The sequence below is a fragment of the Streptomyces sp. NPDC002265 genome (genome assembly GCF_040296125.1).
Lineage (GTDB): Bacteria > Actinomycetota > Actinomycetes > Streptomycetales > Streptomycetaceae > Streptomyces.
The window spans coordinates 1-15,164 of record NZ_JBEOWS010000051.1 but is presented as its reverse complement, the minus strand read 5'-3'; the positions used below and the strand labels follow the sequence as shown (position 1 = coordinate 15,164).

Annotated in this window: 15 protein-coding genes and 1 pseudogene; 13 read left to right on the top strand and 3 right to left on the bottom strand. The window is 71.2% G+C overall.

Features of this window, described 5'->3' with window-relative positions:
• Nucleotides 1-386: 386 nt before the first annotated feature.
• From ABT085_RS12300 to ABT085_RS12255, 10 genes are all read left to right on the top strand, one after another.
• A complete protein-coding gene (locus ABT085_RS12300) occupies nucleotides 387-494 on the top strand; it encodes a putative leader peptide (RefSeq protein ID WP_351605182.1) in 108 nt (35 codons plus the stop codon).
• Between the two features lie 61 nt (nucleotides 495-555).
• A complete protein-coding gene (locus ABT085_RS12295; RefSeq protein ID WP_351605179.1) occupies nucleotides 556-1,665 on the top strand; it encodes an aliphatic sulfonate ABC transporter substrate-binding protein in 1,110 nt (369 codons plus the stop codon).
• Between the two features lie 39 nt (nucleotides 1,666-1,704).
• On the top strand, nucleotides 1,705-2,502 hold the full coding sequence (locus tag ABT085_RS12290; protein ID WP_351605177.1) for an ABC transporter ATP-binding protein: 798 nt from the start codon (nucleotides 1,705-1,707) through the stop codon (nucleotides 2,500-2,502).
• Complete coding sequence (locus ABT085_RS12285; RefSeq protein WP_351605174.1) at nucleotides 2,489-3,421, top strand: ABC transporter permease; 933 nt, start codon at nucleotides 2,489-2,491, stop codon at nucleotides 3,419-3,421. The genes ABT085_RS12290 and ABT085_RS12285 overlap by 14 nt, the downstream gene beginning before the upstream one ends.
• 331 nt (nucleotides 3,422-3,752) lie before the next feature.
• Nucleotides 3,753-4,541, top strand: coding sequence for a GntR family transcriptional regulator (locus tag ABT085_RS12280; RefSeq protein WP_351605171.1), 789 nt, complete (start codon nucleotides 3,753-3,755; stop codon nucleotides 4,539-4,541).
• 33 nt (nucleotides 4,542-4,574) lie between these two features.
• The gene (locus ABT085_RS12275; RefSeq protein WP_016437651.1) at nucleotides 4,575-4,802 is read left to right on the top strand and encodes a 4Fe-4S dicluster domain-containing protein; all 228 of its coding nucleotides are present in this window, start codon (nucleotides 4,575-4,577) and stop codon (nucleotides 4,800-4,802) included.
• Between the two features lie 14 nt (nucleotides 4,803-4,816).
• Nucleotides 4,817-6,160, top strand: a complete 1,344-nt coding sequence (locus tag ABT085_RS12270; protein ID WP_351605168.1) for an ABC transporter substrate-binding protein — start codon at nucleotides 4,817-4,819, stop codon at nucleotides 6,158-6,160.
• Nucleotides 6,157-7,089, top strand: coding sequence for an ABC transporter permease (locus ABT085_RS12265; protein ID WP_502982714.1), 933 nt, complete (start codon nucleotides 6,157-6,159; stop codon nucleotides 7,087-7,089). Before ABT085_RS12270 ends, ABT085_RS12265 begins: the two co-directional genes overlap by 4 nt.
• Complete coding sequence (locus ABT085_RS12260) at nucleotides 7,073-7,867, top strand: ABC transporter ATP-binding protein (RefSeq protein WP_351605165.1); 795 nt, start codon at nucleotides 7,073-7,075, stop codon at nucleotides 7,865-7,867. Before ABT085_RS12265 ends, ABT085_RS12260 begins: the two co-directional genes overlap by 17 nt.
• Before the next feature lie 11 nt (nucleotides 7,868-7,878).
• Nucleotides 7,879-10,653: a fumarate reductase/succinate dehydrogenase flavoprotein subunit gene (locus ABT085_RS12255; protein ID WP_502982713.1), complete on the top strand. Its 2,775-nt coding sequence runs from the start codon at nucleotides 7,879-7,881 to the stop codon at nucleotides 10,651-10,653.
• 37 nt (nucleotides 10,654-10,690) lie between these two features.
• On the opposite strand, the gene ABT085_RS12250 is transcribed toward ABT085_RS12255, so the two are convergent.
• The 3 genes from ABT085_RS12250 to ABT085_RS12240 all read right to left on the bottom strand — a co-directional run bounded on the left by ABT085_RS12250 (nucleotide 10,691) and on the right by ABT085_RS12240 (nucleotide 12,846).
• A complete protein-coding gene (locus tag ABT085_RS12250; RefSeq protein WP_351605162.1) occupies nucleotides 10,691-11,149 on the bottom strand; it encodes an RrF2 family transcriptional regulator in 459 nt (152 codons plus the stop codon).
• A gap of 51 nt (nucleotides 11,150-11,200) precedes the next feature.
• On the bottom strand, nucleotides 11,201-12,352 hold the full coding sequence (locus ABT085_RS12245) for an acyl-CoA dehydrogenase family protein (RefSeq protein WP_351605232.1): 1,152 nt from the start codon (nucleotides 12,350-12,352) through the stop codon (nucleotides 11,201-11,203).
• A 353-nt stretch (nucleotides 12,353-12,705) separates the two neighbouring features.
• A complete protein-coding gene (locus tag ABT085_RS12240; protein ID WP_351605159.1) occupies nucleotides 12,706-12,846 on the bottom strand; it encodes a hypothetical protein in 141 nt (46 codons plus the stop codon).
• Between the two features lie 66 nt (nucleotides 12,847-12,912).
• On the opposite strand from ABT085_RS12240, the pseudogene ABT085_RS12235 reads away from it, so the two are divergent.
• The 3 genes and pseudogenes from ABT085_RS12235 to ABT085_RS12225 all read left to right on the top strand — a co-directional run.
• Nucleotides 12,913-13,455 (top strand): annotated as a pseudogene (locus ABT085_RS12235) (carboxylate-amine ligase); the annotation flags it as partial.
• 177 nt (nucleotides 13,456-13,632) lie between these two features.
• On the top strand, nucleotides 13,633-14,433 hold the full coding sequence (locus ABT085_RS12230) for a YhjD/YihY/BrkB family envelope integrity protein (protein WP_351605156.1): 801 nt from the start codon (nucleotides 13,633-13,635) through the stop codon (nucleotides 14,431-14,433).
• Nucleotides 14,434-14,576: 143 nt separating this feature from the next.
• Nucleotides 14,577-15,137, top strand: coding sequence for a hemerythrin domain-containing protein (locus tag ABT085_RS12225; RefSeq protein WP_351605153.1), 561 nt, complete (start codon nucleotides 14,577-14,579; stop codon nucleotides 15,135-15,137).
• Nucleotides 15,138-15,164 lie beyond the last annotated feature (27 nt).

Genomic DNA, 15,164 nt, shown 5'->3' with positions numbered 1-15,164 from the left:
TCTGCCCGCAGCAACGCGGGACGACGAGTCCCTCGGGATGCCAACTACCGTGCTACGACCGGGCCGTGAGGCCCAGCCATCGCCCGACACATTAGTTTCATTTCACGCCGGAATGCAGCAGTTCCGGGTATCCGGGATGTCCGAAGCATGACCGGCCCTTCAGGGTCGGGAACCCGTTCACCGGGCACACCGGTCACACCGGACACACCAGGTCGATGACGTTCCGCCTGGACGGGTGTCCGGGAAAACCGTTGACACGCTGGACCAATGGCCATGGATCCCGAATGTTGAGATCGTTCTGTCCATAATGTGATTACCCTCTTGGGGTGGGTGCCGCGTTCTGCCACGATCCCTAGCAACCAGGTAGGAAAACTAGGAATCAGGGGGTGGCCGTGGGAGCGCTCAGCTGCGCAGACCGAGGGCTGCCCGTGCTGACCTCGCGTCGTCACATCGACTTCGCCCGTACGTCCAGCGCCATCTGTCGGCCCGTCTGAGATCGCAGCACGCAATTCCGCACCTCCTTGATGCCCCCTCCTTCTCTGAGAGGACACCTCCGTGTCTGCCGCAAGACCGCTCACCACCCTGCGCACCCTCGCCGCCCTGGCTACGCTTCCGCTCCTGCTCACCGCGTGCGGCTACGGCTCCGCATCGACCGACGACGGCAAGCAGACCCCGGCTGCTGCGGCAGGCGCCAAGAAGCTCTCCGCCGACGAAGTGAAGATCGGCTACTTCCCCAACCTGACGCACGGCACCGCTCTGGTCGGCGTCCAGGAAGGCCTGTTCCAGAAGGAGCTCGGCGGCACCACGATCAAGGCGTCGACCTTCAACGCCGGTCCTTCCGAGATCGAGGCGCTGAACGCCGGGTCCATCGACATCGGCTGGATCGGCCCCTCCCCCTCCATCAACGGCTACACCAAGTCGGGCGGCAAGAACCTGCGGATCATCGGTGGTTCCGCCTCCGGCGGCGTGAAGCTGGTCGTCAACCCGAAGAAGATCAAGTCCCTGGCCGACGTCAAGGGCAAGAAGATCGCCACACCTCAGCTCGGCAACACCCAGGACGTCGCGTTCCTCAACTGGATCGCGGACCAGGGCTGGAAGGTGGACGCCGAGAGCGGCAAGGGCGACGTCTCCGTGGTCCGCACCGACAACAAGATCACCCCGGACGCCTACAAGTCCGGCTCCATCGACGGCGCCTGGGTGCCGGAGCCGACCGCGTCGAAGCTGGTCGCCGAGGGCGCCAAGGTGCTGCTCGACGAGTCGACGCTGTGGCCCGACAAGCAGTTCGTGATCACGAACATCATCGTCTCGCAGAAGTTCCTGACGGAGCATCCGGACGTCGTCGAGGCCGTACTGCGCGGCTCGGTGAAGACGAACGAGTGGATCAACGCCAACCCCGAGAAGGCGAAGGCCTCCGCCAACGCGGCGCTGGAGAAGCTGTCGGGCAAGGCGCTGCCCACCGACGTCGTCGACCCGGCCTGGAAGTCCATCGCGTTCCTCGACGACCCGCTGGCCTCGACCCTCAACACCGAGGCCGAGCACGCGGTCAAGGCGGGCCTGCTGGACAAGCCCGACCTGAAGGGCATCTACGACCTCACTCCGCTCAACAAGGTCCTCAAGGCCGAGGGCAAGGACACGGTCGACGACGCCGGTCTCGGCACGAAGTAACGACAACCGTTCCCGACGAGTCCACAGGAGGTGACGACCATGGCCGCCACGTTCACCGGCATGGCCGAGGACACCAGGACGGTGTCGCACGCCGCCCGCATCGAGCACGTCTCGAAGTCCTTCCCCGCCCAGGGCACGCCCGGCGGATCACAGCTCGTGCTGGACGACATCACGCTCGATGTCGCACCGGGCGAGTTCGTCACCCTCCTGGGGGCCTCGGGCTGCGGCAAGTCCACCCTGCTCAACCTGGTCGCGGGACTGGACCGGCCGTCCGCCGGCTCGATCAGCACGGACGGCCGGCCCGCCCTGATGTTCCAGGAGCACGCCCTGTTCCCGTGGCTGACCGCGGGCAAGAACATCGAACTCGCGCTGAAACTGCGCGGGGTCGCCAAGCCCGAGCGCCGTCAGGAGGCGCACCGGCTGCTGGCACTCGTACGGCTGGAGGGCGCGTACGGCAAGCGGGTGCACGAGCTGTCGGGCGGTATGCGCCAGCGCGTCGCGCTGGCCCGGGCGCTGGCCCAGGACAGCCGGCTGCTGCTCATGGACGAGCCGTTCGCGGCTCTGGACGCCATCACCCGGGACGTCCTGCACGACGAACTGACCCGCATCTGGCAGGAGACGGGGGTGTCGGTGCTGTTCGTGACGCACAACGTGCGCGAGGCGGTACGACTGGCCCAGCGCGTCGTCCTGCTGTCCTCCCGGCCGGGACGGATCGCCCGGGAGTGGACGGTCGGTATTCCGCAGCCCCGCCGCATCGAGGACAGCGCGGTCGCCGAACTGTCCGTCGAGATCACCGAAGAACTGCGTGGGGAGATCCGCCGCCATGGCCAGCACTGACACCGGCACCGACACCGACACCGAGAAGGACGGCTCCACGGCCGTCCGGGGCGCCCGGACGCCGGGTGATCTCGCGGGAGTCGAGGCCGGGCTCGACGCCCTGGACGCCGTACAGACCGGACGTGCGCCGCTGCGCGAGACCCTGATACGCAAGGTCCTGCCCCCTGTCACCGCGGTGGCACTGGTGCTGGTCGTCTGGCAACTGCTGGTGTGGGCGCACGTCGCCCCCGACTACAAGCTGCCCGCGCCCTCCGCCGTGTGGGGCGAGGTGCGCGAAGCCTGGCTCCGGGGCACTCTGCTCGACTACATCTGGACCAGCGTCTCGCGCGGTCTGCTCGGCTTCCTGCTGGCGCTCGCCCTCGGTACGCCACTCGGCCTGCTGGTCGCCCGGGTGTCCTTCGTGCGAGCGGCCATCGGCCCCATCCTGTCGGGCCTGCAGTCCCTGCCGTCGGTGGCCTGGGTACCGCCCGCCGTGATCTGGCTGGGCCTCAACGACTCGATGATGTACGCCGTGATCCTGCTCGGCGCGGTCCCGTCCATCGCGAACGGCCTGGTGGCGGGCATCGACCAGATCCCGCCGCTGTACCTGCGGGCCGGCCGGACCATGGGCGCGACCGGCCTGCGCGAGGCGCGGCACATCGTGATGCCGGGGGCACTGCCCGGCTACGTGGCCGGGCTCAAGCAGGGCTGGGCGTTCTCCTGGCGGTCGCTGATGGCCGCCGAGATCATCGCCTCCTCGCCCGATCTCGGCGTCGGCCTGGGCCAGTTGCTGGAGAACGGGCGCAACAACTCCAGCATGTCGCAGGTGTTCCTGGCCATCTTCCTGATCCTGCTCGTCGGCATCGCCATCGACCTGCTGATCTTCAGCCCGCTGGAGCGGTGGGTGCTGCGCAGCCGTGGCCTGCTGGTCACCCGCTGAACGAACGGATCCCCCTCGACACAGAGCGTGCGCCCGGCCGTCGGCCACGCGCACACGACAGCACCGGCCCGCACAAGCGCCATCGCCGCACGCGAGCCGGTGCCGTCGTGTGCGCGGGAGGCGGATCCTGGCGGTCTCGGGGCGCAGGTGGAGCAGCTGGGAGACGTCTCGCGCCGCTCGCTTCACCGGCCGGCGTGGGCAGCCCCCGGCGCTGGCAGATCTTGCTGTCTGTGCGACGAAACCGCTGGTCAGATGGCCATCTGGTCATGTGTCAGGTGGCGCAACACTGCGGCAACACCGCTTTCCCTACCAGATAGGTATGGTCCGAAACATGTCACCCGCCGACCGTGTCCGAGACCACGCCGACCAGGGCGCGAGCACCGTCGCCGCCCACCGCGCGCGGCGACGGCTGCGTGCGGACCGGGCCCGCCAGCTCGCCGACCTGATCCGCCACCAGCTCCTGGCCGGAGGGTTCCCGGACCGCGCGCTGCCGCACGAGACGACCCTCGCCTCGGACTACAGCGCCTCCCGCAACACCGTCCGCCAGGCCCTCGACCTGCTGCGTGCAGAGGGCCTGGTCGAACGCCTCCCCGGCGTCGGCACGGTCGTCGTGGCCCGGAAGTACCCGCACGGACTCGACCGGCTGATGGGCCTCGCGGAAACCCTGCGCGAACACGGCCAGGTCACCAACGAGGTCCGCACCGTGGGCCCCGTCCCCGCCCCGTCCCCGGTGGCCGACCGCCTGCACGTCCCGCCCGGCACCGACGTCCTCTACATCGAACGTCTGCGCCGGCTCAACGGCCTGCCCCTGTCCCTCGACCTCACCTACATCCCGCTCGACTTCGGCACCGCCCTGCTCGGCGAGGACCTGGAGAACACGGACATCTTCCGGCTCCTGGAGACGCTCACCGGCACCCCGCTCGGTCACGCCGAGATCAGCATCGAGGCGGTGAACGCGGACGCCCACTCCGCCGCCGTACTGCAGGCACCGCGTGGTACGGCCGTGCTGATGCTGGAACGCCTCACGTACCTCGCCGACGGGCGGCCCGTCGACCTGGAATTCATCCGCTTCCGCGGCGACCGCATCTCGATGAGCGGTCTGCTGCACCGCTCCCGGTAACAACCCCCTTCGCGCACATTCCTGGAGACAGCCATGCCCTTGGCGCCCCAGCGGGCCGACGTGCCCGTGACCATCGACGAGTCGAAGTGCATCGACGGCTGCACGCTCTGCGTGGACATGTGCCCACTGGACTCCCTCGCCATCGACGACAGCAGCGGCAAGGCGTACATGCACGTCGACGAGTGCTGGTACTGCGGCCCGTGCGCGGCCCGCTGCCCCACCGGGGCCGTCACGGTCAACATGCCCTACCTGCTCCGGTGAAAGGCCGAACTGCCATGAAACGCACCGCACTTGCCGCAGCCGCCACTCTGCTCCTCGCGCCGCTGACCGCCTGCGGCGGCGATGCGGCGGGCGCCGACGGCTCCATCGTCACGGTCACTGTCGGCTACCAGTCCAAGACCATCAACACGGTCACCGCGGGAACCCTCCTGCGCTCGCTCGGCTACTTCGAGAAGCAGCTGAACTCCCTCGGCGACGGCCGCACCTACAAGGTCGACTGGCAGGACTACGCCACCGGCGCCCCGATCACCGCCCAGATGACCGCCGGGAAGATCGACATCGGCTCGATGGGCGACTTCCCGCTGCTCATCAACGCCGCCCGCGGCAAACAGCTGAACCGCCCCACCCGGCTGGTCTCCGTCACCGGCTACAACCTCCGCGGCGGCCTCAACACCATCGTCACCTCGCCCGACTCCAAGCTCGCCTCCCTGAAGGACCTGAAGGGCAAGAAGGTCTCCACGAGCGTCGGCTCCGCCGCCGACGGCACCCTCGTACGGGCCCTGCAGCGCGCCGGCATCGACCCGGACGACGGCGTCGAGAAGCTCAACCAGCAGCCCGCCGTGGGTGCTTCGGCCCTGGCCGCGGGCAGCGTGGACGCCCTCTCGCAGTTCGTCGCCTGGCCCGGCCTGCTCACCTACCAGGGCAGGGCGAAAGCCCTCTACGACGGCGCCCAGTTGAACCTGCCCACCTTCCACGGCGTCACCGCCCGCGAGGACTTCGCCAGGAACAGGCCTGCCGTACTGGAGGCCTTCCTCAAGGCCCAGGTCGAGGCCACCGCCTACCTCAACTCCCGTCCCGTGGCCGCCGCCGAGAAGGTCGCCGAGGCCACCGGCCTGCCCGCCGAGGTCGTCTACCTCTACAACGGCGCCCACGGCATCGCCACCTTCGACCCGGCCGTCAAGCCGCAGCTCGTCTCCGCGCTGAAGCAGGACGTGTCGGTCCTGAAGGCGGCGAAGCTGACCGACGACATCGACGTGGACTCCTTCGTCGACGACCACTATGTGAAGAAGGCCCTCGGGGCCTCGTACGCGAAGCAGCTCGCCGCCGTGCCGCCCGCCGCCGCGAGCGAGGCATGGCCGAAGGGCGCCCGGGAGACCAAGTCCTTCGCGTCCCCGGCACAGCTGCTGGCCTACGTGGCCGCGCACCCCGGCGGCATCCGCGCCGCCTACGTGCCCGACGCCACCACCGGCACCCTGTGGTTCGCCGACAAGGCCCTCTGGGTGGCCGACGGCGACCGGCTCCTGCCGTTCGTCGCCCCGGCGACCGCGCAGGCGTACGTCCTCGCGCACGGCGGTGCCCGCGTGATCACGTACGCCCAGGCCCTGGAGCGTGCCGCGTGAGCCGGCCCGCGCCGCGAGCGGTCCGCCACCGGCGGCCGCTGCCGCCGATCGGCCGGTACGCGCTGCGGGTGGGCGCCGTCGCGGCCGCCCTCGGCCTCTGGCAGCTGCTGACCGGCCTGGACATCGACCTGTGGCTGCGCTTCTCGCAGTTCCCCACCGTCACCGACGTGGCACACGCCTTCGCCGACCGCCTCGGCGGGGCGGACTACTGGAAGGACCTCACCGACAGCCTGACCCGCATCGCCACCGGCTTCCTGCTGGCAGCGGTGCTGGGCGTGGCGGTCGGCGTGCTCGTGGCCCGCTCGCCCCTGGCCGAGGACCTCCTGGGCCCCCTGCTGGAAATGATCCGCCCGATCCCGGCGATCGCCCTGGTGCCCGTGGCGATCCTCCTGTTCCCCTCCAACGAACAGGGCATCGTCTTCATCACGTTCACCGCGGCCTTCTTCCCGGTCCTGGTCTCCACCCGGCACTCCGTACGGGCGCTGACCCCCGTGTGGGAGGAGGCCGTGCTCACGATGGGCGGCGGCCGGTGGCGCATCCTCGGCTCGGTCGTCCTGCCGGGCGCGCTGCCCGGCATCTTCGGCGGTCTGTCGGTCGGCATCGGCGTCTCGTGGATCTGTGTGATCTCCGCCGAGATGATCTCCGGTCAGTACGGCGTCGGCTACCGCACCTGGCAGGACTACACGATCGTCGACTACCCCGGTGTCTTCGTCGGCATGGTCACGATCGGCCTCCTCGGCTGGCTCACCTCCACGGCCGTCGAGTTGGCGGGCCGCCGACTGACCCGCTGGCTGCCTCGCACGTCGTACGTCCCCGCAACCCGGCCGACGCCGCGCCCGCTCACGCCGGCCCGCCGGGCCCCCGCCGCCGTACGCCGCACCGAACACCCCTCCGACACCGAGGAGGCACGCGATGAGCACCTCGTCTGAGACCGAGCACGAACCGCGTGCGGCGGACCGGGCGCCGTCGTCCGTACGCGGTACCCGGCTCACCCTGCACGCCGCGACGCTCGGCCGCCCCGACGCCCCCGTCCTGGCCGGCGTCGACCTGGACATCGCGCGCGGTGAGATCCTCACCGTCGTCGGCCCCTCCGGCTGCGGCAAGTCGACCCTGCTGCGCAGCCTGTCGGGCCTGCTGCCCCCGCTGGCCGGAGCGATCGACCAGGACGGGCATCCCCTGACCGGGCCCTCCGCCGAACGCGCCCTGGTCTTCCAGGAGGACGCCCTCCTGCCCTGGCGCACCCTGCGCGCCAACGTCGAACTCCCGCTCGCCGTCCGCCGTGTCGCGCGCCGCGAACGCCGCGTCGAGGCCGAGGAGTGGCTGGCCCGGGTCGGACTCGCCGACCACTCCCACCAGTTGCCCCACCGCGTCTCCGGCGGGCAGCGCCAGCGCGCCCAGTTGGCCCGCGCGCTGGCCGGGCGTCCGCGCGCCGTCCTCATGGACGAGCCGTTCGGCGCCCTCGACGCCCAGACCCGGGCCGGCATGCAGGACCTGCTCGTGCAGGTGCTGCGGGGCACGGGCGCCACAGTCGTCTTCGTCACCCACGACGTGGACGAGGCCCTGTTCCTCGGCGACCGCGTGGCCCTGCTCGGCGCCGGCCGCCTGCTCTCCGTACGGGACGTGCCGCACCCACGCGAGCGCACGGCCCACGACGACCCGGCCCGCGTGGCCCTGCGCCGCGACGTCCTCACCTCGCTCGGCACGTGAAAGGCACCCCGGTGAACCCTCGCGCCAACACCCCCTCCCCGACCCTGCAACTCCCCGCCCTCACCGACGCCGAGGAACTGACCTGCGACGTCCTCGTCATCGGCGGCGGCACCGCCGGCACCATGGCGGCCCTGACCGCCGCCGAGCACGGCGCCGACGTCCTGCTGCTGGAGAAGGCGCACGTGCGCCACTCCGGCGCCCTCGCGATGGGCATGGACGGCGTCAACAACGCCGTCATCCCCGGTCGCGCCGAACCCGACGACTACGTCGCCGAGATCACCCGCGCCAACGACGGCATCGTCGACCAGTCCACCGTCCGCCAGACCGCCACCCGCGGCTTCGCCATGGTGCAGCGGCTGGAGTCGTACGGCGTGAAGTTCGAGAAGGACGAGCACGGCGAGTACGCCGTCCGCCAGGTCCACCGCTCCGGCTCCTACGTGCTGCCGATGCCGGAGGGCAAGGACGTCAAGAAGGTCCTGTACCGGCAGCTGCGGCGGCGCGAGATGCGCGAGCGGATCCGCATCGAGAACCGGGTGATGCCGGTGCGGGTGCTGACGGCGGGCGAGGGCGAGGACCGGCGGGCGGTGGGGGCGGCCGGCCTCAACACCCGCACCGGCGCGTTCGTGGTGGTGCGCGCGGGCGCCGTGATCCTGGCGACCGGCGCCTGCGGCCGGCTCGGACTGCCCGCCTCCGGCTACCTCTACGGCACCTACGAGAACCCCACCAACGCGGGCGACGGCTACGCGATGGCCTACCACGCGGGCGCCGAACTCACCGGCATCGAGTGCTTCCAGATCAACCCGCTGATCAAGGACTACAACGGGCCCGCCTGCGCCTACGTCGCCAACCCCTTCGGCGGCTACCAGGTCAACCGGCACGGTGAACGCTTCGTCGACTCCGACTACTGGTCCGGCCAGATGATGGCCGAGTTCGCAGCCGAGACCGCGAGCGACCGCGGCCCGGTCTACCTGAAGCTGAGCCACCTTCCGGAGGAGTCGGTCGCGGCCCTGGAGTCGATCCTCCACTCGACCGAGCGCCCCACCCGAGGCACCTTCCACGCCGGCCGGGGCCACGACTACCGCACCCACGACGTCGAGATGCACATCTCGGAAATCGGCCTGTGCGGCGGCCACTCGGCCTCGGGCGTACGGGTCGACGACCACGCACGTACGACCGTCCCGCGCCTGTACGCCGCCGGCGACCTGGCCTGCGTACCGCACAACTACATGATCGGCGCGTTCGTCTTCGGCGACCTGGCCGGAGCGGACGCGTCCCGGTACCGGGCCTACGAGGGCGAGTTGGCCGGCGACCAGCTGCGCGAGGCGCACGAGCTGATCTACCGCCCGCTGCGCAACCCGGACGGTCCACCGCAGCCCCAGGTCGAGTACAAGCTGCGCCGCTTCGTCAACGACTACGTCGCCCCGCCCAAGTCCGGCGCCCGGCTCTCCCTCGCCCTGGAGGCCTTCGAGCGGATGCGGGACGACATCGCCGCGATGGGCGCCCGCACCCCCCACGAACTCATGCGCTGCGCCGAGGTCACCTTCATCCGCGACTGCGCGGAGATGGCCGCACGCGCCTCCCTGGCCCGCACCGAGTCCCGCTGGGGCCTCTACCACGACCGCGTCGACCACCCCCGGCGTGACGACGCGTCCTGGTTCCACCACCTCGATCTGTACAAGTCCCCCTCCGGCGCGATGGAGTTCACGGCCCGTCCCGTGGCTGCCTACCTGGTCCCCGTCGACGGCTTCACCCCGGCCGGCGGACCCTCCCGGCACCTGGGCGAGGTCGACCCGGAACACGTGGCGACGGCAGGGGCCCGGGAAGCGGCGCCGGTGGCACTGCGGCACGAACCCACTGTGGCCGGCACCACCGCCCAACCTCTGGCCGACGCCGACGCGCAGGCCACACCTCGCCTGCTGGAACTCCTCCTGCTCGCCGAGGGCGAGCCCGATCTCCGCGTGCTCACCGGCTATTTGACGGACCCCGACGCCGGCGTGCGCCGGACGGCCGTCACGGTCCTGACGGAGACCGTGCCACCGGGCACCGGACCGGCACTGGCTTCCGCACTCGCCGATCCCGACGCCGGCGTACGCGCCGCCGCCGTGGCCTCACTGCGCGAACTGACCGAGACGCTGCCGCCGGAACCGGCCCTGCGCGACGGCCTCGCCGCCGCCCTGTCCGCGGCCGACCCCACGGTCCGCGCCGCAGCACTGGACGTACTGCGTGCCCTGCGGCTCGGTGACGCCGAGCTGTTCGCGCCCTCGCTGGCGGACCGCGACATCGCCGTACGCATCGCGGCCGTGCGCGCGCTGGTGTCGGTCGACGCCTGTGCGGAGGTGGCCCGCGCAGCATCCGTCGATCCGTCCCGCGAGGTCCGCGTCACGATCGCCAAGACCCTGGCCACGATGGACACGGGCTCGGACATGGCCCGCTCGGCCCTCTCCGCGCTCGTCGACGATCCCGACGCCCTGGTGCGCGGGGCGGCCTACGAGGCTCTGGGCACGAGGGGCTGCCCGTCGGCCCTGGCCGACCGCGCCGAGGCGGCCCTGTCGGACCCGGCCTGGCAGGTCCGGGCCGGCGCCGCCACCGCTCTGTCCGCCGCGGACTCCGGCCTCGCCGTCCCGGCCCTCGCCAAGGCCCTCAGCGACCGAAACGCCGACGTCCGCAAGGCCGCCGTACTGGCCCTGACCCGGCACCGTGCCGTCGAGGACGCCCGAGCAGCCCTGGCCACCGCGACGACGGACTCGGACGCGGACGTCAGGGCCTACGCGATGCGGACGCTGTGACCGCGACCTGCCGTGCGGCCGGCGAGGCCGACGCCGGTCAGGGATTCGTCCAGGCCTCGGGGTCCTCCGCGAGGCTCAGGACCTGGTCGGGCAGCTTGGCCGAGGCCACGTGGGCCAGGGTGGTCTCGCCGAGGATCTTGCGGACGTTGGCGCGCGCGGCGATCCACAGCGGCAGCAGCGACTCCGCGGGACCGGAGTAGGAGAGCTCCGGCGGGCGTACTCCCCGCACCGAGACCAGGGGGCCGTCCGCGACGCGGATGACGTCGGCGATGGCGATCGACTCCGCCGGGCGGGCGAGCCGGTAGCCGCCGTTGCCACCCCGCTGGCTGACCACGAGACCGCCCCGGCGCAGATCGCCGAGGATGCCCTCCAGGAATTTGTGCGGGATGCCCTGCGCCGCAGCGATCGCCTCGGCCTTGAGCGAGGCCTCGCTCCCCGCGGCGGCCAGTTCCAGTGCCGCCCGCACCGCATAGTCCGCCCGCGCCGAGATCCGCATGCTGCCAGTATCCCTCACTGCCGTGTGCGCCCCCGCACCGGTCGCCCCTGGTCAGGCGGGAAGGGCGAAGGGCGGGTGCGCGCCGTTGAGGAAGTAGTCGCCCACCTCGCGCAGTCTGTGGGCGACCGGCTCGCGCAGGGTGTGGGTGCGGGCGTTGCGCCAGAAGCGGTCGAAGCCGTGCCGTGCGGAGGCGGCGTCGGCGCCGATGACGTCCAGGGCACGCGTGGTGATCTCCTGCGCGGCCCGGGAGGAGGCCGACTCGGCCACGCTGGCGAGGACGGCGATCTCCGCGCACTCCTCGTAGTCGAGTTCCTCGCCTTGTTCGAGGCCGCGCACCAGGGCGTCCACCGCCTGCCCGGCGAGGGCGGAGGCGGCACGTGCGACGACGGTGAGCTCGCCGTACACGGTCAGCGCGTGCGGATCCTGCGGCGGGCCGTCCGGCCAGGGCTCGGGCGAGAACGGCTGCCAGGAGGACCTCATGCCCCTTCCGCACTCGCGCACCTCGGCCAGCAGGCCCTCGGCCACGCCGAGACAGAACTGGACGGAGACCAGACGCGCGGTCGGCGCGGCCAGGGAGGCGAAAGGTGACAGGACGCCCTCGTCCGGTGAGAGGGTGCCGAGCACATCGTCGGCGGCGACCGGCACGGAATCGAACTGCACGCCGCCGCCGGCCGCCAGGCGCTGGCCGAAGGCGTCCCCGCTGCTGCCGCTCACGACGCCCGGGCGGGCGGGGTCGACCAGGACGGCCCATGGTTCTCCGGTGCCGTACCTGGCGGCGCGGACCACGAGCCGGTCGGCGATACCGACTCCGGTGGCATACCTCTGGTAGCCGTTGAGCAGATAGCCGCCCGAGGTGGGGGTCAGGATGAGCGGTGGTTCGTGTGAGGAGATCCCGCCTCCCCAGCACCACTGCCCCGCCGCCGACTCCCGCTCGACGAGGTCGGCACGGGTGCGGTCGGCGAAGAACCGGGCGCTGCGGGACAGGAAGTAGTGGTTGCCCAGCAGGTGGCCGATGGCGCCGTCGGCCGCGGCGACCGTCCGGACGACCGCGTAGGTCGTACGCCAGTCCGCGCCGCCTCCCCCGAGATCGGCCGCCGCCGGCAGTGTCAGCAGTCCCGACTCGCGCAGCCGCGCCACCTCGTCGAGCGGTGCCTTGGCGGCCTGTTCGCGCTCGGCCGCGTCCGTGGCCAGGTCGTCCGCCATCTCACGGGCTATGTGCAGCCAGTCGGTCCGTCCGGTCCCCGTGTCGGTCACCTCGTCCGCCTTCACCGGTTACGTCCTCGCCCGCTTCATGCGGCCGCGGGTGCGGCTGTCGCTGCAGCTCAGTGCTGTGGTCATGGCGTCTTCTTTCAGGGGGGGAAAGGGCGACGCGATGCCCGGCGAGGCGGCGTGGGGGTGCGGCGATGCGTCGGCTTCGTCATCCTCACTCTCCTCTTCGACCACCGTCAACACTTTTCCTAGTAATCCGATAGGGAAACTATGAAACCTGTCGCGTTCCGGCTGATTCATGCTCCCGGATGGCGAGTTCACGACGGCGGGCGGCCGGGCGGCCGTCGTCAGCCGACCGCCTGGCAGACGTCGTCCAGAGGTCGCTCCCGTCCGCCGTACGCCCCCTGGCCGCACGACAGGTGGGCGATGCCGCTGAACATGGCCTCCCGGGCGCCCAGTTGACCGGGCGAGAGCCGGTTGCCGGTCATCGACCCGAAGTCCCCTCCGAGCCCGAATGAGGCCCGGAGGGCGGAAACGTCCGGTGGCCGGTCAGCGGCGTTCCGCCGTTCTTCGTCGACGACCTCGACTACGACCGACGGGTCCAGCACCTGCTGGACGGCGGCGTCATCGCCGACACCGGCCGGCTCTACTGGCAGGCCGGACTGTCCGAGCGCTGTCCGACGATCGAGGTCCGCTGCTTCGACGTCCAGTTGCGTACCGACGAGGCCGTGATGTCCGCCGGTGTCGTGCGGGCCCTCGTACAGCACGCAATGTGGGACAGCGTCGGGGGCGAGCCGGTCCGGCAGCCCGACCCGGAACTGCTGGAGGCGACGATGTGGCAGGCCGCCCGGCCCGGACTTTCCGGCGACCTGATCGACCCGGACGGCCTACGGCGACGCGCCGGAGACGTGGTCTGCCGCCTGATGCGTCACGTCGGCCGGGCCCTGGAGGATGCGGGAGACGCACGGGAGGTCCGGGCCCTGGTGCACGGGCTGCTCCAGCTGGGCACCGGCGCGGACCGGCAGCGGCAGGCGCTCGCCCGGGGTGGTGTTTCCGAGGTCACCGACATGATCACCGGCCTGAGCGGCCCACTCTGACCTGCGTCACAGCGGTGCGGTGTTGCAGGCGGCGGCCGCCGAGACAGACTGGGACAGGCAGCCAGAGACCTCTGCGTCGCGTGCGATGGCGGCCGACAGCGCGCAACCGCTGGGATCCGGCCTCCCAGGCCGGCGTACTGCCGAAGGAAGTGTGCTTCCGTGGCCGGAGAACGGAGCATGAGGTTCGTCAAGGAGCCGTGCCGGCGGGTGGTAGAGGCCGCCGCGAGTGTGTGGCGCGCCGGTCGGGAAATCGAGCTGCTGCACCGCGCGATGGCCTTCGCCACCCTGTTCCTCGTCACGCTGGTGCCCCTGCTGGTCGTGATCGCGGCGGCGTTGCCCGCCCAGGGAAGCGGGATCGCGGACTGGATCACCGAAGGTCTCGGCGTGTCCGGCAGCTCGGTCCCCGCGGTGGACGAACTCTTCGCTTCCCGCCAGGCCGTCCTGAGCGCCACCACCGTGCTGGGGCTGGTCGGCCTCGCCCTGTTCGGCATCTCGCTGATGGCCGCCGTCCAGAACGCCTACGAACGGATCTGGCAGCTGCCGCCAGGCCCGTGGCACAGCCTGTGGCGCCAGATTCTCGGCCTGGCCGGACTGATCGCACTGATCCTCCTCAGCACATGGCGCGGCCTCCCCTGGCCCGGCACCGCTGCCTCGACAGCACCTCGCGTCGCGGTGGGGGCGTGCGGCGGCGTGCTCTACTTCTGGTGGCTGCAGCACTTCCTCCTCGAATCGCGCGTCTCCTGGCTGCGGCTGCTTCCCGGCGCGGTCGCGACCGTGGGGGCCTTCGCCGGCCTCCGGCTCTTCTCCAAACTGGTCTTCGCGCCGCTCATCGTGACCAACGCGGTCTCCTACGGCGCGGTCGGCACCATCCTGGTCATCCAGTCCTGGCTCGTCGGCGTCGGCTACACCGTCTACGGCGGCGCGCTCATCGGCCGCCTCCTCCCGGCACGCCCCCGATCGGACACACGCCCCTCGTGATCGAGCCCGACTTTCCCCCGCATTGGCCACCGACCGGGTGAGATCCGCGCGCCGGGATCGCTTCGCCGCCCCGGCAGGGGGATGGCTGTCCCTCAGGGCAGGAATCCGGCCCTGACAACAACCACTGAGAGGCGGAACAGGCGATGGGACACGGCGGAAACATCATCGAGGAACTGATGACCGACCACCGCGAGGTCGAGGAGATGTTCAGTCGGATCGAATCCATGACCGGCAAGAGCCCGGAACTGCGTGACCTCGTGGACGAGGTCACCATCGAGCTCGTACGCCATTCGGTTGCCGAGGAGCAGTACCTGTACCCGGCAGTCCGGAAGCACGTCGCGGGCGGCGACCGGCTCGCGGACAAGGAGCTCGCGGATCACGGCCGGATCGAGAAGATCCTCAAGCAACTGGAGAAGACGGACACCGATGCTCCCCAGCGGATGCAGCTGCTGCAGCTCCTGATGGACGAGGTGTCCAGCCACATCCAGGACGAGGAGAACACCCTCTTCCCCAAGCTGCGCGAGGCGTGTTCACCCGAGACACTCGACGATCTGGGGGACAAGATCCGCCGGGCCAAGGCCATGGCCCCCACCCGCCCCCACCCCGCCGCACCCGACACCCCGCCCGCGAACAAGCTCCTCGCCCCCGGCGCCGGCCTTGTGGACAGGGCCCGCGACTTCGTCACCGGCCGCGGCACGTCCTGAAACGCCCGGTCTCCGGGGCCGTCGCAC

Bases quoted from the DNA above. Each gene is read 5' to 3' on its own strand.
- ABT085_RS12290 (WP_351605177.1), top strand. From the start codon at position 1,705: ATGGCCGCCACGTTCACCGGCATGGCCGAGGACACCAGGACGGTGTCG.
- ABT085_RS12285 (WP_351605174.1), top strand. From the start codon at position 2,489: ATGGCCAGCACTGACACCGGCACCGACACCGACACCGAGAAGGACGGC.
- ABT085_RS12280 (WP_351605171.1), top strand. From the start codon at position 3,753: ATGTCACCCGCCGACCGTGTCCGAGACCACGCCGACCAGGGCGCGAGC.
- ABT085_RS12275 (WP_016437651.1), top strand. From the start codon at position 4,575: ATGCCCTTGGCGCCCCAGCGGGCCGACGTGCCCGTGACCATCGACGAG.
- ABT085_RS12270 (WP_351605168.1), top strand. From the start codon at position 4,817: ATGAAACGCACCGCACTTGCCGCAGCCGCCACTCTGCTCCTCGCGCCG.
- ABT085_RS12260 (WP_351605165.1), top strand. From the start codon at position 7,073: ATGAGCACCTCGTCTGAGACCGAGCACGAACCGCGTGCGGCGGACCGG.
- ABT085_RS12250 (WP_351605162.1), bottom strand. From the start codon at position 11,149: ATGCGGATCTCGGCGCGGGCGGACTATGCGGTGCGGGCGGCACTGGAA.
- ABT085_RS12245 (WP_351605232.1), bottom strand. From the start codon at position 12,352: ATGGCGGACGACCTGGCCACGGACGCGGCCGAGCGCGAACAGGCCGCC.
- ABT085_RS12240 (WP_351605159.1), bottom strand. From the start codon at position 12,846: ATGACCGGCAACCGGCTCTCGCCCGGTCAACTGGGCGCCCGGGAGGCC.
- ABT085_RS12230 (WP_351605156.1), top strand. From the start codon at position 13,633: ATGAGGTTCGTCAAGGAGCCGTGCCGGCGGGTGGTAGAGGCCGCCGCG.
- ABT085_RS12225 (WP_351605153.1), top strand. From the start codon at position 14,577: ATGGGACACGGCGGAAACATCATCGAGGAACTGATGACCGACCACCGC.